We start from the raw sequence: 21396 nt of genomic DNA on the forward strand, positions 1-21396 counted from the left end.
CGGAGGAATTCAGAAATCGCCTCTACTTTTACAGGCGCGGATACATCGGTCAACACAACGAGTGCCGGGCGGGACATACGCTGTGGAACGTGCGGTGTCCCGCCGGCGGGATGGTCCTACCGGACGGAAAGGCGCCCGGAACACAGTCAGTTCACTGTGGATCACGGTCGGGCATCGAGGACATGATGTGCCCGGCGATCCGTCTCGGTGACGGATGCCGGAGCACCAGATTCGCCCGCAGCTTGAGGCCGGTCGACGCGGCCAGGCGTTTGCTCAGCTCGACCGAGAGCAGCGAGTCGAATCCGATGTCCTTGAACTCCTGGTCGGGGTCGATGGTTTCGGCGGATCTGTGTCCGAGGACGACGGCGACCTTCTCGAGGACGTGGTCCAGCACAAGTGCCTTCGCATCATCGCCGGAGAGGGCGGAGAGCCGGTCCGGCAGAGGAACGAGGTCATCGCCGCCTGCGGGCAGCTCCGTCGGGGGCATGTCCGCCGAGACCGCCGTCGGCGAAGAGTTCAGCCAGTACCGTTCCCGCTGGAACGCGTACGTCGGCAGATCCACCCGCCGACGTGCCCCGAACACCGCGTCCCAGTCCACCGCCCCGCCCCGGACGTGCAGTTGCGCCAGAGAGCCGACGAGAGCCTCCACCTCGCTCTGATCCCGCCGTGACGACGACAGGACCAGAGCGTCGTCCACTTCCTCGACCATCTCGTGCACCGGGACAGTGAGAACAGGGTGCGGGCTCATCTCGATGAACACCCGGAACCCGTCGTCGTCCAGCCGCTGCACGCACGATGCGAAGAGTACCTTTTCGCGCAGATTGCTGTACCAGTACTCACCGTTCAGCTTTGTGGTGTCCATGACTTTGCCGTACAGGGTCGAATAGAAGGGAAGCGTCGACGCCTTCGGGCTCACGTGGGACAGCGGTCCGATCACCTGGTCGCGGACCCGGGCCACCTGGGGAGAATGGGAGGCGTAATCAACCGATATCCTCCGGGCCTGAGCACCTTCGGCCTTCATCTTCTCGACGAATTCGTCGAGTGCGTCCGGTTCCCCGGACACCACCACCGAGCGGGGTCCATTGACGACGGCGATGCTCACCCGGTCGTTCCACGGAGCGATACGTTCCGCCACGATGTCCGCGGACTCCGCGACTGACGCCATCCCGCCATGCCCGATCAGATCCACCAGGGCCTTGCTGCGGAGCGCCACGACTCCGGCGGCGTCCCTCAGAGACAACGCACCGCACACGTGGGCGGCGGCTATCTCACCCTGGCTGTGGCCCACCACCGCGGCCGGTTCCACGCCCCAGGACCGCCACAGAGCGGCCATGGACACCATCACGGAGAACAGCGCGGGCTGAACGACATCCACCCGGTCCAGCGTGGGCGCCCCCTCCACGCCACGCACCACATCGAGCAGTGACCAGTCGACCCAATCGGCCATCGCGGCCGCACACTCGTCGAGGCTGCGCGCGAAAACCGGGAAGGTGTCGTACAGCTGTCGGCCCATGCCGACCCACTGCGACCCCTGCCCGGGGAACATGAACACCGTGCCACCGAGGTCCCCGGCGACACCACGCACCACCCCGGCGGAGTCCGCGCCGCCGGCGAGCGACGACAAACCGCTCAGCAACTCTTCCCGACCGCGACCCAGCACCACCGCTCGGTGCTCGAACCGCGACCGGCTCGACACCAGTGACCAGCCGATGTCGGCGATGTCAGCAACCGGATCGGCGGCGGCGAACTCACGCAGCCTCGCTGCCTGCCGCTGCAGGGCCGCCGCGTTCCTGCCCGACAGCACCCACGGCGTCAGCCCGCCGGCGACCGCCGGGCCCGGACCGGGCCCGTCCGTCCGCTCCAGCGGCGGCTCCTCCTCCAGGATCACGTGCGCGTTGGTGCCGCTGACTCCGAACGACGACACCCCGGCCCGGCGCGGACCGGGCGCCCGGGCCCACTCCCGTCCCTCGACCAGCAGCTCAACCGCGCCGGAGGACCAGTCCACGTGCCGTGAAGGTGTGTCCACGTGCAAGGTCTTCGGGAGGTAGCCGTGGCGCATGGCCATCACCATCTTGATGACGCCGGCGACCCCGGCCGCCGCCTGGGCATGGCCGATGTTCGACTTCATGGACCCCAGCCAGAGCGGCCTGTCCTCGGCCCGGTCCTGCCCGTAGGTCGCCATCAGCGCACCTGCTTCGATGGGGTCCCCCAGCACGGTTCCGGTGCCGTGGGCTTCGACCGCGTCCACCTCGGAGGCCGCGACCCCCGAGTTCGCCAGTGCCTGCCGGATCACCTTCTCCTGGGCGCGGCCGTTGGGAGCGGTCAGCCCGTTGCTGGCCCCGTCCTGGTTCACCGCGGTGCCGCGAATGACGGCAAGCACCGGATGGCCGTTGCGGCGGGCGTCCGACAACCGCTCAAGGAGCAGCACCCCCACCCCCTCCGCCCAGCCGGTCCCGTCGGCACCGTCCGCGAAGGACTTGCACCGGCCGTCAGCCGACAGACCGCGCTGCCGCGAGAACTCCACGAAGATCGCCGGTGTCGACATCACCAGCGCCCCGCTCGCCAACGCGAGCGAGCACTCCCCCGCACGCAGGGACTGCACCGCCAGGTGCAGGGCCACCAGCGATGACGAGCACGCCGTGTCCACCGACAGCGTCGGCCCGGTCAGCCCCAACTCGTACGCCACCCGGCCGGACGCGACGCTCAGCGCGCTCCCGTGCATCAGGTAGCCCTCCAGCTCGCTGCTGCTCCCCTCCAGGAAGCGCCAGCCGTACTCCGTCGAGCTCACCCCGGTGAAGACACCGACATCGGTTCCGCGGACACTGGCGGGGACGATGCCTGCCCGTTCGAAGGCCTCCCACGAGGTCTGCAGCAACAGGCGCTGCTGCGGGTCGATCGCCAACGCCTCCCGCGGGCTGATGCCGAAGAACTCCGCGTCGAAGTCGGCGACGTCCGTCAGAAATCCTCCGTGACGCACGTACGAGCTGCCGACCGTGTCGGGATCCGGGTCGTACACATCCCGCCAGCCGCGGTCCGCCGGGAAGTCCTCCATGGCGTCGACGCCGTCGCGGACCATGTCCCACAGGTCCTCGGGCGACGACACACCTCCCGGGTAGCGACACGCCATGGCCACCAGGGCGATCGGCTCCCCACGGCCGGCCTTCAGAGCGTCGTTCTCCTGCCGGAGGCGGTCCCGCTCCTCCAGCAGCATGCGCAGTGCCCGCTGGACCCGGTCACCGCCGTCCGCTGTGCGATCCGCGGCGTCGTCCATGTCACTTGCCCCTCTCGTCCAGAGCCAGGTCGACCAGTGCTTCCAGGTCCATTGCCGCCAGTTGATCCGAGCCGGTGTCCGCGTCCGGCGCCTGCCCGTCGGTGTCCGGCCGGGCCGGGTCGGCACAGGCCAGAATCGGCTCAAGGAGGCCCGCGGCCCGCAGTCTGTCGATCGGGATGCTGCGCAGCACTTCCCGGGTCGCCGCTTCCTCGTCCGAGCTCGTGCGGGGCGACGGTTCCGGGCGGAGCAGGCCGAATATGTGGGCGCCCAGCTCCCGTGTCGTCGGGTAGCTGAAGACGAGGGTGGACGGCAGGCGCAGGCCGGTCGAGGAAGCGAGCCGGTTGCACAGTTCGACCGAGGTCAGCGAGTCGAGTCCGAGGTGGGTGAACGCCTGGTCGGGGTCGACAGCCGCGCTGGACGGGTGTCCGAGCACGATGGCTGCCTGCTCGCGGACCCAGTCGAGCACGGCTGCCTCCGCCTCGTCCTCCGGCAGGACGGCCAGCCTGGCGGTCAGGCCGAGGGGGCCGCTGTCCCTGCCCGGACTCGTCCGGTTCCGGCGGGGGCGACCGGCGTCGACGAGGTCGCGCAGGAGGAGCGGCAGCTCGTCACCGGGCTTGTTCCGCAGCACGGCCGGGTTCACCCGGGCCGGGATGAGCACGGGCTTGTTGATTGCGTACGCCGAGTCGAACAGGGCCAGTGCCTCGGGTGTCGGCATCGCGGTGATGCCCAGGCGCCGGATCCGTGAGAAGTCGGCCCGGTCCAGGTCCTCGGTCATGCCGCTGCGCTGCTCCCACCAGCCCCAGCACAGCGACGTGCCGACCAGGCCGGATGCCCGGCGCCGAGCCGCGAGACCGTCCAGGAACGTGTTCGCCGCCGCGTAGTTCGCCTGCCCTCCGGTGCCGAGTGTGCCCGCAAGCGCGGAGAACAGGACGAAGGCCGACAGATTGTGATGTCGGGTCAGCTCGTGCAGATTGACCGCACCGCCAACCTTGGCGTGCAGCACGCGGTCGAGGCTCTCCGCGGTCAGCGACTCGACCGTGCCGTCCGCAAGGCCGCCCGCAGCGTGTATGACCGCCGTCAGCGGATACGCCGGCGGCATGTCCGCGAGCAGGTCCGCCATCGCGTCGCGGTCCGCGACGTCGCACTCCACTACCTTGACCAGCGCGCCTGCCGCTTCCAGGTCCGAGACCAACTCGGGTACCCCGTCGGCAGCCGGGCCCCGACGGCTCGACAGGACCAGACTCCGCACACCGTGTTCGGCGACGAGGTGCCGCGCCACCAGCGACCCCACTCCCCCGGTACCGCCTGTGATCAGCACAGTCCCGCCGCCGAGGCCGTCGCCCAGCTCAAGCACGATCTTTCCGATGTGCTGGCCTCGGCTCATCTCGCGGAACGCCTTCCGGGCGTCGCGGACGTTCCGGACGGTGATCGGATTCAGGTGCAACCGCCCGTCGGCGAACAGCTTCATGACGGCGCGGAACATTTCGTGGATCATGTCCGGACCCGCCTCGTAGAGGTCGAAGGCCTCGTACGTCACCCCGGGGTGGTCGGCTGCCACCTGCCGGGGATCGCGGATGTCCGTTTTCCCCATCTCGACGAAGTTGCCGCCCTCGGGGAGCAGCGTCAGCGAGGCATCGACGAACTTGTGTGCGAGGGCGTTCAGAACGACGTCCACACCGTGACCGCCTGTGGAGTCCAGGAACGTCTCCGCGAACGCCAGATCCCGGGACGACGCCAGGTGCGCGTCGTCCAGCCCCAGCTCACGCAGGGTGGGCCACTTGGCAGGGCTCGCGGTTCCGTAGATTTCGGCACCGATGTGTTGCGCCAGCTGCACGGCGGCCATTCCCACTCCGCCTGCCGCGGCGTGGATGAGGATCCGTTGCCCCTTCTTGAGGTTCGTCACGTGGAAGAGGGCGTAGTAGGCGGTGAGAAAGACACCCGGCACGGACGCCGCCTCAGCGTAACTCCACCCGTCGGGGATGGGCATGAGCATGCGGCGATCCGCCACGGTCACCTTGCCGAAGGCGCCGGTGAAGATGCCCATCACCCGGTCACCGGGGGCGAGACCGGTGACGTCGTCCGCCACCTCCAGCACGGTTCCGGCGCCCTCGCTGCCGAGCCCCGTGTCGATGGCCGTCCTCTCCACCAGGCCCAGGGCGATCGTGACGTCCCGGAAGTTCAGTCCTGCTGCGTGCACGGCAATGCGTACCTGGCCGCTCGTCAGGGGTGCCGCCACCTCAGGGCAGGGGATCCACGTCAGATTCTCCAGCGTCCCCCTGGTCGGTACACCCAGCCGGTGAGCGCCGGCCGCCGGTGGCCCGATCTGGTTGATCGCGGGTGACGCCGCCGTCATGCGGGGCACGAGGTACGCGCCGCCGCGCAGCGCGAGCTGGTCCTCGCCGAGGGCGAGCGCATCCCGGAGGTGTGCCCAGGACGACTCCTCGTCGTCGACGTCCACCAGCCGGAATCTGCCGGGGTGTTCTGTCTGGGCGGACCGGACCAGGCCCCACACGGACGCACCGGGGAGGCTTTCGACGCTCTCCCCTCCACCGGTGTCGAGGGCCAGGCGGGTGAGCACCACCAGGGTGGATCCGGCGAGCGGCTCCTCCATGAGGAAGCGCTGGACCAGACCCAGCACCTGGGTGTCCGTGCTTGCGACCGTGGCGAGCAGATCGGTGCCGGTGTCGGTGAAGTCGTCCAGGCAGAGGACGATGTGCGGGGGCGCCTCTGCGGAAAGGACAGCGTCCAAGGACTCATGGAGCACGGCTTTCCCGTCAGCTGCCCCGCAGACCCGGGAGGCCAGACCGTCCTTCGCGCCGAGTACGGCCCACGGCGCGCGGTGTGATGTCCGTTCGCTCTGCGGGACCGGTCGCCATTCCAGTTCGAACAGCGACTGCTGGTGCCCGCCGCGCACCGAGCGCAGCTGCTCGGCGCTCACCGGCCGGAACGTCAGCGCCCCGATGCGAGCGATCTCGCGACCGTGCTCATCGGCAATCGTCACGGACACGACACCGTCGCCGACCGGGGAGACGCGGATCCGCACGGTCGAGCCGCACTCCCCGACGAGGTCCACCCCGGACCACGAAAAGGGCATCCACCCCTGGTCGCCGCTGACCTCGATGACACCGCCGGCCACCACCGCGTGCAGCACGGAGTCGATCAACGCCGGATGCAGGGCGAACTCTCCGCCGGCCGGCACGTCGGCGGTGGTCGGCAGCGTGGCCGTCGCGAAGAGGTCAGCACCGCGCTGCCACACTTCGCGCAGCCCTCGGAACGCCGGACCGTAATCGAAACCCGCGTCCGCGAAGGTGTCGTACAGAGCTTCGATGCCGAGCTGCTCCGCCCCGGCGGGTGGCCACACGGCGAGTGAGCGCGCGTCGTCGCTCCGCCCGGCCGTCGACGCTGTGCCCGGTGCCAGATTCCCGGTCGCGTGACGGGTCCAGCCGCCGACCGTGCGGTCGTCCCCGCCGGGACGCGAGTACACGTCCAGGGGGCGGTGTCCCGTCTCGTCCGGCGCACCGACGGCGATCCGCACGTGCACGTCGCCCGTGCCAGGGAGGGTCAGGGGAACTTCCAGGGAGAGTTCCCCGATCGCCGCACACCCGACGAAGTCGCCCACCCACAGCGCCAGGTCCAGGTAGGCCGTCGCCGGTACGACGGCCGCACCGTGCACGGAGTGGTCGGCCAGACAAGCGTGGGTCCGCAGGGACCACAGACCGGTGAACACCACCTCGTCGTTGCCGGGGTGGTCCACCGCGGCGCCGAGCAGCGGGTGCCGCGGAGCTGTGAGACCGGCAGAGGCCACGTCCGTCGTACCCATCTCGGCCAGGAAGTCGAGCCAGTACCGGCGCTTCTGGAACGCGTAGGTCGGGAGATCGACGGGCCGACGCTCCCCGACGAGCGCACCCCAGTCCACGGCCCCGCCCCGGACATGGAACCGGGCCAGCGCGCCGACCAGCGTCTCCACCGCACCGCGGTTCCGCCGCGACGCCGACAACACCAACGCGTCGTCCACGCCCGCACTGGCGAATGCCTCCCCGGTGATGCTTGTGAGGGTCGACCCCGGCCCCACCTCGAGGAAGACACTCGCACCGGCCGTCCGTGCGCACTCCACCGCCCCGAAGAAGCGAACGGGCTCGCGGACGTGGCGAACCCAGTGGGTGACGGACGTCAGCTCTTCGAGCGTGGCCTCACGGCCCAATCTGGTCGAGACGACGGGAACCGACATGTGGCCCGCGGGGAGCTCGCCGATCGATCCCGCGAAGTCGTCCAGGATCCGGTCCATGAGCGGCGAGTGGAAGGCGTGGTCCACGTCGAGCAGCTTCGCCGGTGTTCTGTCGGCGACGAGCTGGTCCCGCAGTTCGTGGATCCGGTCGCGGTCGCCCGACACCACCACCGATTCCGGGCCGTTGACGGCGGCGATGCCGATGCCCTCGCACGGACGGAGCAGTGCGCTCACCTCGGCTTCCGAGGCCCGCACCGACAGCATGGCCCCCCGCTCGGTGACCGTCTGCATGACCCGCCCGCGGGCGGCCACGAGCCTGGCCGCACCCTCCAGGTCGATGGCGCCGGACACGTGGGCGGCGGCTATCTCACCGACCGAGTGACCGATCAGGTGGTTCGGCTTCCCGCAGTAACGCTCCAGGAGCCGGTACTGACTGACCTGCAGGGCGAACAGCGCGGGCTGTGCGATGTCGGTCCGCCGGACGTGGGCTTCATCGGGCGTGTCGGCGAGGAGCAGGGGCTTCAGGGCGTACGGCAGATGTGCGTCGAGATGTGCACAGACCTCGTCGAGGCTCTGCGCGAACGCGGGGAAGGCGTCGTACAACGGCCGGGCCACTCCGACCCACTGCGACCCCTGTCCCGGGAACATGAAGACCGTTCCTCCGAGGTCCCCGGCGACACCGCACACCACCCCGGCGGACTCCGCACCGTCGCGCACCGACGCCAGACCGCTCAGCAACTCCTCCCGATTGCGGCCCAGCACCACCGCGCGGTGCTCGAACAGCGCCCGGCCCGACACCAGCGACCACCCGATGTCGGCGACATCCGCGCCCGCGTCGGCGGTGGCGAAAGCACGCAGCTTCTCCGCCTGCGCCCGCAGCGCCCCCGCAGACCGTGCCGAGACGACCCACGGCACCAGCCCGGCAGCTCCACCGGGCATGTGCTGGGTGCCACCGGGCGCCTTCTCTTCCTGGGGCGCCTCCTCCAGAATCAGGTGTGCGTTGGTACCGCTGGCCCCGAAAGCGGACACACCCGCCCGCCGAGGCCGTCCCGGGGCGCTCGGCCACTGCATGGCACCGGTCAGCAGTTCCACCGCCCCGGCCGACCAGTCCACATGCGTCGAGGGGAGGTCCACGTGCAGCGTCTTGGGCATCGTCCTGTGGCGTATCGCCATAATCATCTTGATGATCCCGCCGACGCCTGCGGCCGCCTGTGCGTGGCCGATGTTCGACTTCAACGACCCGAGCCACAGGGGCCGGTGGGGGTCCCGGTCCTGCCCGTAGGTGGCCAGCAGCGCCTGTGCCTCGATCGGATCGCCCAGCCTCGTGCCGGTCCCGTGGGCCTCGACCACGTCCACATCGGCCGCCTGTATCCGGGCATTCGCCAACGCCGCCCGGATGACGCGCTGCTGTGCCGGCCCGTTCGGCGCGGTCAGCCCGTTGGACGCGCCGTCCTGGTTGACCGCCGAGCCGCGGATCAACGCCCAGATCCGACGCCCGTTGCGCCGCGCGTCCGACAGCCGCTCGAGCACCAGGACCCCGACTCCCTCGGAGAAGCCGGCGCCGTCGGCCGCGTCGGCGAACGCCTTGCACCGGCCGTCCGCCGCCAGGCCCCGCTGCCGTGACATCTCCCGGAGCACCTGCGTCGTCGCCATGACGGTGACACCCCCGGCCAGCGCCAGCCCGCACTCGCCCTGCCGCAGCGACTGCACCGCTTGGTGCACCGCCACCAGCGACGAGGAGCACGCGGTCTCGGTCGACACCGCCGGGCCCTCCAGGCCCAGCACGTACGCCACACGCCCGGACGCCACGCTCAGCAGGGAACCGGTCTGCCCGTAGCCCGAGATACTCTCGGGGGTGGCGAAGTGGTTGCCGTAACCGAAGTACGCAAGACCGGCGAAGACCCCCGTCTCGCTGCCGCGCAGGGTCCGCGGATCAATACCGGCTCGTTCCAGGGACTCCCACGAGGACTCGAGGAGCAACCGCTGCTGCGGGTCGGCAGCCAGCGCCTCGCGCGGGTTCATCCCGAAGAACTCGGCGTCGAAGTCACCCGCGTCACGCAGGAACCCGCCCGAGCGCGTGTAACAGGTGTTGGGCCTGTCCGGATCCGGGTCATACAGACCCTCCAGGTCCCAGTTGCGGTCCCCGGGGAAGCCCGACACCGCGTCCCGGCCTGCCTTGACCAGGTCCCACAGCGCCTCCGGGGAAGCCACCCCGCCCGGGTAGCGGCAGGCGACGCCCACGACCGCGATGGGCTCGGCAGCGGCCTCCGTCAGCTCCTCCAAGCGGTGACGCGTTTCGATCAGCTCGATCGATGTCCGCTTCAGGTACTCCAGGACATCGGCGTTGTTGTCGTCTGTCATCGCTCTCCCCTAGCCGAGCTCTTTGTCCAGCAGGGAGAGAAGCTCTCCAGCTGACGCCGAACTGATCCGGTCGACGATGCCGACCGGTGATCCCTCGCCCACCATCGAACGGACTCGCCCCTGCAACTCGCCGAGCAGCGTGGCAATGGTGGCCTTTTCCCCGTCCGCGAGACCGAGGAACGCGTCCTCGAGCCGAGCGCCCAGTCCTTCGATCTCCTTGGTCAGCCGATCGGCCGGAGATTCCGCGTCACCGCCGCCGGGGTCGATGCCTCCGATCAGGAATCGCGCCAAGGCGCTCGGGTTCGGGTAATCGAACGCGAGTGTGGCGGACAGCTTCAAGCCGGTCACCGCCGACATCTTGTTCCGGAGCTCCAGGGCCGTGAGCGAATCGATCCCCAGATCGCTGAACGCCACCGTGGGGCTGACCCGCCCGGCATCGGCGTGGCCGAGGACCATCGCGGTATGCTCCCGGACCGCATCGAGCAGCACCGCCTCCGCGTCGGCCCGCGGCAGCGATCTGATCCGCTGCGCGAGTTTGATGTCGGTGGACTCCCTGGTCTCCGGGGCGCCAGGTACGGGGGGCGTCCCGAGCAGACCGCGCAGGAGCGGTGAACCCGTTCGGCCGGCCTGCGACGCCTTCAGCGCCGGGAGGTTCAGCCGCGCCGGCACCAGCACCGGCTCGTGCCGCGAGATCGCCGCGTCGAACAGCGCGAGCCCTTCGTGCGACGCCATCGGCTGCACGCCCTGCCGTTGCAGGCGCACGATGTCCACCTCACTGAGGTCGGCGCCCAGCTCGCTGCGTTCCGCCCAGTAACCCCAGCACAGGGAATCGGCAGGCAGCCCTTCGGCCCGGCGGGCTTCCGCGAGACCGTTGAGGAACGCGTTGGCCGCCGCGTAGCTGGCCTGCCCCGCCGTCCCGAGCACGCTCGCGATCGAGGAGAACAGCACGAACGCGGACAGGTCCAGATGCCTTGTCAGCTCGTGCAGGTGCCAGGCGCCGTGCGCCTTCGGCGCGAGCACCGAGTCCACACGGTCCTCGGTCAACGCCGGCACGATCCCGTCGTCCAGCGCGGCCGCGCAGTGAATCACCGCCGTCAGCGGGTGCTCGTCCGGTACCGCGGCGATCAGCTCGGCGAGGGACGCACGGTCCGTCACATCGCACGCCACGACCTCGACCTGCGCTCCCGTCGCGGCCAACTCCTCCCGCAGCCCTGCCGCCGCCGGCGCCGCCGGCCCCCGCCTACTGGTCAGCACCAGCCGGCGCACCCCGTACCGGGCCACGAGGTGCCGGGCCAGCATCGCCCCCAGGCCGCCGGTACCACCGGTGATCAGCACCGTCCCGTTTCCGAGGGCGGAACCGTCCGCCGCCCCGTCGAGGGACCCGCCGCCGGCGGACGCACCGGAGGCGTGAGCCAGTTGTGGGGTGGTCACGAGGCCGGCCCGAATCTTGAGCTGGGGTTCTCCGCTTGCGGCCACCACCGGGATGCCCGCCCACGAAGCGGGCTGGTCGTCCGTGTCCACGAGCATGAACCGGCCCGGGTTCTCGGTCTGCGCGCTGCGCACGAATCCCCAGACCGCGGCGGCCGCGGGGTCGGTGCCGGTGCCGGGGACCTGGTCGTCGTGGAGCGCCTTCCGCGTCACGATGACCAGGCGTGAGTCGGAGAACCGGTCGTCGGAAAGCCAGCCCTGGGTCCACCGCAGCACCCGGTGGAGGTTCCGCTCGACGACGGCCGGGGTGTCACCGGCAGCCGCGTCCGCCCGGTCGAAGGCGGCGATCACGACCGGGGGTATCTCCCCACCGGAGGCGGCGAGTTCGTCGAGGTCGGCGAAGACCTTCCCGCCCTGCGCCGAGGACGCGGTGATCGTGGCGGACGCACCCAGCACCGCGTGCCGGCCCGGGGCTTCCCCGGCCGGTACCGGGAAGGGGACCCAGTCCACCTGGAACAGCGAGTCCCGGTGGTCGAAGCTCAGCTCGGTCAGCTCCTCGACGTCCACAGAGCGCAGGGTCAGCGACTCGACGCCGCCGACAGGTACTCCGTCCTGATCCGCGATGGTCACGGACAGTGCGTTCTCCCTCGCGGGCGCGAGACGGACGCGCAGCGCTGTCGGCTCGGCGGACCTCAGGCGGACGCCCGTCCAGCGGTACGGCAGCCGGCCTTCGGCCCGGGGATCGTCGACGCCCTGCCGCAGGCCGACCGGGAGAAGCGCGGCGTGCAGCAAAGCCGGGTGGACCCGGAACCTGCCCGGATCCACGCTGCCGTGCGCGGGCAGCTCCACCTCCGCGAAAAGCGCGCCGTCGCGGCGCCATACCTCCTTCAGGCCGCGGAGCAGGGGCCCGTGGTCGAACCCGAGGGCGGACAATCCGGCGTACTCGCCTTCGACGGGCACGGCGACCGCACCCGTGGGGGGCCACACGGCGAGGTCCTCCTCCCGAGGGGTTCCTCCGGAGCCGGAGCCGACGACGCCGACGGCGTTCCGCGTCCACCCGGGGTCGCCCTCGCCCCGGGAGTGCACGCTGATCACGCGTTTGCCGTCGACCACGACCCGGATCTCGCGATCGGCTGTTCGGGACAGCACCAGCGGCGCTTCCAGGGTGAGTTCGTCGACGACGTCACAGCGCGCCTTGCCCGCCGCCCACACCGCCATCTCCACCAGGACCGCTCCGGGCACCACGACGGCGCCGTGCACCACATGGTCGGCGAGCCACGGGTGGCGCCGCAGCGACAAGCGCCCGCTGCCCACCACCCCACCGCTCTCCCCGTCATCGGGCAGGTCGATCACGGCATCGAGCAGCGGATGGTCCGACGTGCTCTCCGTGGTGGCCTCGCGGGGTGTGTCCAGCCAGTAGCGCTGCCGCTGGAAGGCGTACGTGGGCAGATCGACCCACCGGCCTTCCTCGCCCGGGTACGCCGCTTCCCACGACACCGGGACCCCCGCCACGAAGGCCTCGGCCGCCGACCGGTACAACCGCGCGAGGCCGCCGTTGCCGCGGCGCAGCGAACCCACCACCACCCCGTCGGCGCCGGGGGTGTCGAGCATCTCCTGAATGTTGACCGTGAGCAGTGGGTGCGGGCTGACCTCGACGAACGCGCCGTGTCCCCGTTCGAAGAGGTGCTTCATGGTGGCCTCGAACTGGACGGGTTCCCGCATGTTCCGGAACCAGTAGGCCGCGTCCAGCTCCGCGGTGTCGATCAGTCCACCAGTCACCGTCGAGTAGAACGCCACCGGTGCGGTCACGGGGGTGATCCGGCCCAGTTCGTCCAGAAGCCGGTCCTTGAACCGGTCCATCAGCGGCGAGTGCCCGGGGACGCTCGCCGGGATCCACCGGGCGCGGACTCCCTGGGAATCGCAGTGTGCGACCAGTTCCCTGACCGCTTCTGTCTCACCCGAGACCGTCGTCGAGTACGGTCCGTTGACCGCGGCGATCGCGACCCGGGACTCCCACGGCCCCAGCAGCTCCCGCACCCGGTCCACGGTTGCCACAATCCCGGCCATGCCGCCGTCCTGCGTCGCCGTGGCAAGGAGTCGGGACCGGGCGACCACGATTTTGACCGCGTCCGGCAGGGTCAGGGCGCCCGCGGCGCAGGCCGCGGCGATCTCGCCCTGGGAATGGCCGAGCACCGCGTCCGGAGTCACCCCCAGGGAACGCCACACCCGCGCCAGCGACACCATCACCGAGAACAGCACCGGCTGGACGACGTCGATGCGGTCCAGGTCCGCCGCCTCCGGCCCCCCGCACACGGTGTCGATCAACGACCAGGACACCCATGGCTCCAGCGCTTCCGCGCACGCGAGCAGCTGCTCGGCGAAGACAGGGCTCGACTCCCACAGCTCGCGTCCCATGCCGACCCACTGGCAGCCCTGGCCCGGGAACACGAACACCGTCCGGCCCACCGGTTTCGCGACGCCGGAGACCACACCGGCGGGAGGCCTGGCCCCCTCGACCACGGCGGTCAGACCGGCGAGCAGCTGCTCCCGGTCCGCGCCGATCACCACCTGGCGGTGCTCGAACAGCGATCGGGTGGCCACCAGCGAGTACCCCACCCCCGCGAGCGGCAGGTCCGCGTCCGCGTCGACCCTGTCCCTCAGCCGCAGCACTTGCTCCCTCAACGCCTCGTCGGACCGTCCCGACAGCACCCACGGCACCGCTCCGGGGCCACCGGTGGACGTCCGGCCGGCGGCGGGGTCCGCGGCCGGACCCGTAGCGGCCTCCTCCGCCCCGGTTGCCTGCTCGGCGGCCCCGGGGGCTTCCTCGATGATGAGGTGCGCGTTGGTGCCGCTGACCCCGAAGGACGACACGCCCGCGCGCCGGGGCCGTCGCGGTGCGCTGGGCCACTCCCGGGCCTCGGTCAGCAGCGCCACCGTTCCGGCCGACCAGTCGACGTGCGGGCTCGGGCGGTCCACGTGCAACGTCCTGGGCAGCACGCCGTGGCGCATCGCCATGATCATCTTGATCACCCCGCCGACGCCCGCGGCGGCCTGCGTGTGACCGATGTTCGACTTCAGCGAGCCCAGCCACAACGGCCGGCCGGGGGCCCGGTCCTGCCCGTAGGTGGCCAGCAGCGCCTCCGCCTCGATGGGGTCACCCAGTTTCGTGCCGGTCCCGTGCGCCTCCACCGCGTCCACCTCGCCGAGCGCCAGCCCGGCATCGGCCAGGGCCGCCCGGATGACACGCTGCTGCGCAAGTTCGCTCGGCGCCGTCAGACCGTTGGACGCCCCGTCCTGGTTGATCGCCGAACCCCGGATCACCGCAAGGATCCGGCGCCCGTTGCGCCGCGCGTCCGACAGCCGCTCAAGCACCAGCACGCCCGCGCCCTCGCCCCAGCCGGTTCCGTCGGCCGCCTCCGCGAACGACTTGCACCGCCCGTCGGCGGAAAGACCCCGCTGCCGGGACACCTCCACGAACAGCCCCGGACTCGGCAGCACCGACGCCCCGCCGGCCAACGCCAACCCGCACTCCCCGGAACGCAGGGACCGCACGGCCTGGTGAACCGCGACCAAGGACGACGAGCAGGCCGTGTCCGTCGACACCGCCGGGCCCTCCAGACCCAGCACGTACGCCACCCGGCCCGAGGCCACGCTCGTGTACGTCCCCGTGAGGCCGAAACCCTCCACCTGGGCGGCTGCCCCGCCGCCCATCCGGGGGCCGTAGTCGACCCCGTAGATCCCCGTGAACACCCCGGTCGCCGAACCCCGCAATGCGGCGGGATCGATCCCCGCACGTTCCAGCGCTTCCCACGACGTCTCCAGCAGCAACCGCTGCTGCGGGTCCATCGCCAGCGCCTCTCGCGGGCTGATGCCGAAGAACGGCGCGTCGAATTCGGCGAGATCAGGCAGGAATCCACCGGACCGCGTGTACGTCTTCCCTCGCGCCTCCGGATCGGGGTCGTACAGCCCTTCAACGTCCCACCCCCGGTCCTGCGGGAAATCCCCCATCGCGTCCACACCACCGGACACCACGCCCCACAGCGCTTCGGGGGACGTCACCCCGCCCGGGAAGCGGCACCCCGCGCCCACGACCGCGATGGGCTCACGAGCGGACTCCTCCAGCTCACGCACCCGCTCACGCAGTTCCTGCGCATCGCCGACGGCGCGACGCAAGTAGGACCGGAGCTTGTCGACATCCTCCACCAGGGCCTCCCTCAACGGTTGCTAAGAAGAACGGGGTTGCTACACGTATCCGCGGTCGATCAATGCGTACAGATCCTCGTCACTGCGGCTTGCGGGCCTCGTCTCCTCCATCGCTGGGCCGGGTTCGGGCGCCTCCGGCTCAAGGAGGGAGAAGAGGTGGCGACCGAGCGTCCGCGGAGTGGGATAGGTGAACGCGACGGTGGCCGACAGCCGCACACCCACCGCCGCGGTGAGCCGGTTGCGGAGCCGCACGGCCATCGAGGAGTCGAAGCCCAGGTCCTTGAAGGTCTCGGTCGACCTAGCCGCAAGATCGGCGCCCGTCAGACCGGCGTCCTTCGCGCTCAGCAGGGCTGCCGCTTCGGCGCACACAAGGCTGAGCACCGATGACTCCGAGTCCGGTGCCGCCGCCTCCATGCCGACGGCGGCAGGCGGGTGCGGGCCCGGACCGGTCGCATGCGCGGCTGAGCCCGAGTTCGCGGTGCCGGTGTCGCCGGGCGCCGTCAGCCAGTACCGCTGCCGCTGGAACGGGTAGGCCGGCAGGCCGATCCGGCGCGGCCGGTCGGCGGCGAACACCGCCTCCCAGTTCACCGGCACACCGCGCACGTGCAGTTCGGCCAGCGACGCCAGAATTCTGCTCGTGCTCCCGTCGTCCTTGTGCAGGGTGCCCGCCACCACCGGCGAGGCCTCCAGCGCGTCGGCGGTCTCCTCCATCGCCACCTCGAGCACCGGATGCGGACCGACTTCCAGGAACACCCCACCGCGGTCGCGCATCAGGTGCTCGACCACCTCGCCGAACCGCACCGTGGAACGCAGGTTGTCGTACCAGTACGCGCCGTCGAGCCCGTGGGTGTCGAGCGGTCCCCCGGTGACCGTGGAGTGGAACTCCACCGCCGATGCCTTCAGCGAGAGACCAGCGGTGGCCGCGAGCAGGCGGTCCCGGATGCGTTCGACTTGGTGGGAGTGCGACGCGTAGTCCACTTTGACCCGGCGCACCCGGACACCTTCGTCGGCCGCCATCGCGGCGAACCGGTCGAGCGCTTCGTCGTCCCCGGAGACCACCACCGACGCAGGCCCGTTGACCGCTGCCGTGGAGAGCCGACCGGACCACCGCCGCAGCCGGTCCCGAACCCATGCGGGGGACGCAGCCACCGCACTCATCCCACCCGAGCCGGCGAGCTCGGTCAGTGCCCGGCTGCGCACGGCGACGACCCGCGCCGCGTCCTCGAGTGAGAGCGCGCCGGACACGCACGCCGCGGCGATCTCACCCTGCGAGTGCCCCACCACCGCGTCGGGGACCACTCCCAGTGACCGCCACACCCGTGCCAGCGACACCATCATCGCGAACAGCACCGGCTGGACCACGTCCACCCGGTCAAGTGAGGCGGCCGAGTCCGCACCGGTCACCACGTCCACCGGGGACCAGTCCACCCACGGCGCCAGAGCCCGCGCGCACTCATCGATGCTGCGCGCGAAGACCTCCGACTCCTGGTACAACTGCCTGCCCATGCCCGGCCACTGGGACCCCTGGCCGGGGAACACGAAGACGACCGGCCCCACCGGCCCGGTGGCCACCCCTCGAAGCACCCGCTCCGAAGCACCGCCCGCCGCCACCAGGTCGAGACCGGCCAGTGACTCCTCACGGTCACCGCTCAGCACCACCGCCCGGTACTCGAACAGCGACCGCGTCGACACCAGCGAGTACCCCGCGTCGGCCGCCGGCAGGGACGGGTCCGCGGCCACGAGCTCCCGCAGCCGCGCCGCCTGCTCGCGCAGCGCCGGTTCCGACCGCGCCGACAGCACCCACGGCAGCACCCCGGACACGCCCGTGGGGGTCACGTCCCCCTCTCCGGCCCGGGGCTCCGTCCGCTTCCCGGGACCCTGTTCGAGAATGACGTGCGCATGGGTGCCGCCCATGCCGAACGCCGACACCCCGGCCCGCCGCGGCCGCCCGGGTGCGCTCGGCCAGGGCCGCGCGGCCCGGAGTACCTCGAAGTCCTCGTGGAAATCGGGGACCGCAGGGTTCGGGGACCGGAAGTTCAGACTCGGAACCAGGTGCGCGCGGTCCACACAGAGCACCGCCTTCACGAACCCGACGATTCCCGCTGCCGGCTCCAGGTGCCCGACGTTCGTCTTCACCGAGCCGATCACCAGGGGGCGGCTCCGGCCGGTTTCCCGGAACACCTCACGCAGACCGGACATCTCAGCCGGGTCACCGAGACGCGTGCCGGTGCCGTGGGCCTCGACGTAGTCGACACCCTCGAACGGAACAGCCGCGCGTTCCAGAGCGGAGAGCACGACTGCCGCCTGCGCGCCGGGGCTGGGATCCGGCATCCGGGTGGACGCGCCGCTGTTGCCGACGCCCCAGCCGCGCACCACCGCGTAGATGTGATCACCGTCGGCGACAGCGAGGTCGAGCCGTTTGAGCAGGACGAACGCCCCACCCTCTCCCCGGGCGAAACCGCTGGCGCGTTCGTCGAAGGCGAAGCAGCGGCCGTCCGGCGACAGGACGCCCAGATTCGCCAGGCCGAGTCCCCCTTCCGGATCGACGATCAGGTGCACGCCGCCCGCGAGTGCCATGTCGACCGCGCCACTCCGTATCCGTTCGCATGTCAGCGCCAGCGCCACGAGTGAGGAGGACTGGCCCGAGTCGGCACAGAAACTCCAGCCACGGACGTCGAACAGGCTCGAGATCCGGTTCGCGATGAGTGCACCGCTCGACCCGAGCGCGGCGTAGTGGTCGTCCTGGTCGCTGCCGGACAGCTTGCGCAGCTGTTCGTACCCCGAGGGCGCAGTGCCGACCACCACATCGATGTCGCGGCCCGCGAGCGCGGTCGCCGGAAGACGGGCGTCTTCGACGGCCTCCCAGGCAAGCTCCAGTCCCAGGCGCTGCACGGGGTCCATGGCGGCCGCCTCCGCTGCACCCGTGCCGAAGAACTCCGCGTCGTAGCCGTCGACGGAGTCGAAGAACGAACCCGAGTGCAGAGTGGCGGCGTCCGGGTGGGACGAGGGGTTCGATCCGCCCGCCCGCTGCTCGGGAAACCGCCCGACGGTCGACTTCCCGTCCCGCAGCAAGCGCCAGAACTCAGCCGGGTTGTGCACGCCGGGGAAGCGGCACGACATCCCGATGACGGCAATATCGGTGGCTGCGCCACTCATACGTGTCCCTTCCGGTTTCCTGGGCGTCCGGCTCTCACGGGCTGCACCGCTTTCACCGCCAAGAGGTCAACAACTTCCGCAGCTCGTCCGGCGCGTTCATGAAGTCGTAGTGGCCGCCGTCGACCACCCGGACGTCGACCGAGTCCGAGTACTGACGCCACCCCTGGAGCTGGTCGAGGCTCACCTCGGGGTCGTCCCGCCAGTGCAGTACGACGATGGGGCACGGCACCGGGACCGGCTCCACCCGCCGGTACGCACGCGCGGCGGCGTGATCACGGAGCAGCACGGCCATCCCCATATCGATCATGTCCGGCCGTGGCTCGAGCCCCCGGCCGCGGAGGAAGGACTCCAACTCGGCGCGCAGCTCGGGCTCGGTCATGGTGAGCATCGGATCGCTCGAGGCGTCGTGCGGTGCCGGCTGGCCCGACACGAAGAAGCAGTCCGGACGGGGCAGGCCCCGTTCGGCGAGCCGTACCACGGTCTCGTACGCGGGCAGCGCACCCGCACAGTGCCCGAAGAACGCGAACGGCCGGTCCAGTAGTGGCGCGAGCGGTTCGACCAGGCCGACGGCGAGGTCCTCGTAGGTGCCGTAGTGGGGGTGGGCCATCCGGTTCTCACGTCCGGGGAACTGCACCGGGCAGACCTCGACGTCGTCGACAGCGGCCGGCCAGGCGCTGAAGGCCGAGGCCCCGGACCCGGAGAAGGGGAAGCAGAAGAGCCGGGCGGGGTGACCGGTGGACTGCGGCCGGACGAACCACGGTGACGTGGCGGTGCTGGAGCCGGATGTCATGGCGTCTTTCGTTTCTGGGCGACGATGGGGAGGTGGGTCATCCCGGCGATGAAGTACGACCGCAGATGCTGGGGTTCGCCGTCGAGTTCGATCGACCCGAACCGCTGGAGCAGTTCCTCGAAGAAGATGCGCAGGGTCAGCCGCGCCAGCGGTGCCCCGATGCAGAAGTGCGGCCCGAACCCGAACGCCACCTGGCGCTTCGCGTTGCTCCTCGTGATGTCGAACTCGTGCGGATCGGTGAACAGGGACTCGTCCCGGTTGGCCGACCCGATCCACGCGACGACCGCGCCACGGGCCGGGACGGTGCCCCCACCGATCCGGGTGTCGTTCACCGCGTACCGCATGAAGTTGCACGCGGCCGATGTCCAGCGCAGTCCTTCCTCGACCAGGTTCGGGATCAGCGAAGGGTCGGCCTGCGCCTTCGCGAACTGCTCGGGCCGCTCGATGAGCGCGTGCACCGTGCCCGAAACGGTGTGCGGCGTCGTCACGTTGGCGCCCAGGAGGATGCTGTAGCCGTCGAGGGCGATTTCCTCGTCGGTCAGCGGCGCACCTCCCGCGCGGACGCTCATGAGGTGGTCGAGCAGGCTGTCGTCCTCGCCTCCGGTCCTCCGTCGCCGCTTGACCCACTCGGTGACGTAGGTGACCAGCTCGTGGTGGGAGATGGCCAGGGTCGCTGCTTCGCTGCCCTGCTGAAAGTGCGGATCCGAGGGGGCCGTCACCATCGCGGTCAGCTGCACCAGTTCTTCCCAGTCCCGCTCCGGGATCCCCAGGAGCGGGCCCGTGACGATCGCGGGGAGGAGCAGTGCCCGCTCGGCCAGGTCGAAGGTGCCGCCGTCGAGCGCCGGTTGGAGGAAGCGCACGATCGACCGCCGGATGCGGTCCTCCCAGGACTTCACCGCCCGTGCGGTGAGCTTGGCACCGAGCGGCCTGCGGACCTCGGTGTGCCGTGGCGGGTCGGTGGACGTCAGCAGCTTGCCGGCCGCGACGTCGTCCTGGCCCAGGTGCGTGACCACCGTGCCGCGTTCCGAGGTGAACTCCTGGTGGTCGCCGAGCACACGGCAGACGTCGTCGTAGCGGGTCACCGACCAGAATTCCCGGCCGTCCGGCAGGGTCTGGTGGTGCAAGGGGACCTTCGCCCGCATCACGTCCCAGATCGGGTGCGGATCACCCGAGGTGTAGAGATCCAGGTCGAACAGGTCGACGCAGTCGAGGTCGATGCCGGCCCCAGCACCCGGCGTCAACCTCACCGCCGCGTCCTCCCCTGCTCGATCAGCTCGGCGACCCGGGCCGGCGTCTGCGCCAGGTAGAAGTCGCGCACGGACAGTGCGACGCCGTAGTCCTGGGTCACCCTGTCGATGATCTTGATGCCGATCAGCGAATTCCCACCGAGCGCGAAGAAGTCGTCGTCCGCCCCGACTTTGCAGCCGGTGAGGTACTCCCCCCACAGTGCCGAGATTTCCTGCACGAGCGACGCCGGCGCGCCCGGGGGCGCCGCTTGTGGTTCCTGCGCCTCGTCCTGCCCACCTCGCTGGTGGCCCCGCGGCCTCGATTCCATTGCCAGCCTTTCCTTTCTCCGCCGAACGGGAATGCGCACACGCCATTGCCGGCCCAGCCATGTGAAAACCGGACGAGTGTCTCGTGATCTGTGGCCGCGTCCCACCCGGACCCGAGGCGGGAGACCGACCACTCCAGGTGATGAGGGAAATCCTGCCTGCCCGAGGGGACAACCGGTGTTCTCGGCGTTCACCGGCCGGCGCCGTGCAGGTACGAGACGAAGCTAGGGCTCGGCCACGGATTACGGAAGGTGGCCAGGCTCCTTCTCCTGGCACCTCCGGTTGACGTCTCCCGGCATTGGCGGCGTATTCAACGGGGCGCCCCCAGGAGGCCATGATGAGGCCAAGGTAAGTAGCCGGGGAAACCGCGCGCAAGAGATGACAGCGCAAACCGCTGCCGGCATCCGCT

6 protein-coding genes and 1 pseudogene are annotated in these 21396 nt (G+C 70.6%); all 7 read right to left on the bottom strand.

From position 1 onward, the window contains the following. Nucleotides 1-151 precede the first annotated feature (151 nt). The 7 genes and pseudogenes from PJ985_RS05260 to PJ985_RS05290 all read right to left on the bottom strand — a co-directional run bounded on the left by PJ985_RS05260 (nt 152) and on the right by PJ985_RS05290 (nt 20989). Nucleotides 152-3271 carry a type I polyketide synthase gene (locus tag PJ985_RS05260; protein ID WP_271682343.1) on the bottom strand — a complete coding sequence of 1040 codons (3120 nt, stop codon included), beginning with the start codon at nt 3269-3271 and terminating at the stop codon, nt 152-154. 1 nt (nt 3272) lies between these two features. Further along, nucleotides 3273-9857, bottom strand: a complete 6585-nt coding sequence (locus PJ985_RS05265) for a type I polyketide synthase (protein ID WP_271682344.1) — start codon at nt 9855-9857, stop codon at nt 3273-3275. Between the two features lie 9 nt (nt 9858-9866). Then, nucleotides 9867-15476, bottom strand: a pseudogene (locus PJ985_RS05270) (SDR family NAD(P)-dependent oxidoreductase); the annotation flags it as partial. A 51-nt stretch (nt 15477-15527) separates the two neighbouring features. After that, nucleotides 15528-18644: a type I polyketide synthase gene (locus tag PJ985_RS05275; protein ID WP_271682346.1), complete on the bottom strand. Its 3117-nt coding sequence runs from the start codon at nt 18642-18644 to the stop codon at nt 15528-15530. Between the two features lie 52 nt (nt 18645-18696). Beyond that, nucleotides 18697-19434: a thioesterase II family protein gene (locus PJ985_RS05280; RefSeq protein WP_271682347.1), complete on the bottom strand. Its 738-nt coding sequence runs from the start codon at nt 19432-19434 to the stop codon at nt 18697-18699. Then, nucleotides 19431-20681, bottom strand: coding sequence for a cytochrome P450 (locus tag PJ985_RS05285; RefSeq protein ID WP_271682348.1), 1251 nt, complete (start codon nt 20679-20681; stop codon nt 19431-19433). The genes PJ985_RS05280 and PJ985_RS05285 overlap by 4 nt, the downstream gene beginning before the upstream one ends. Next, nucleotides 20678-20989 (bottom strand): phosphopantetheine-binding protein, encoded by a 312-nt coding sequence (locus tag PJ985_RS05290; RefSeq protein ID WP_271682349.1) that lies wholly within the window; start codon nt 20987-20989, stop codon nt 20678-20680. Before PJ985_RS05290 ends, PJ985_RS05285 begins: the two co-directional genes overlap by 4 nt. Nucleotides 20990-21396: the final 407 nt, after the last annotated feature.

Source organism: Streptomyces sp. ACA25, assembly GCF_028200735.1.
In the GTDB taxonomy this organism is placed as follows: domain Bacteria; phylum Actinomycetota; class Actinomycetes; order Streptomycetales; family Streptomycetaceae; genus Streptomyces.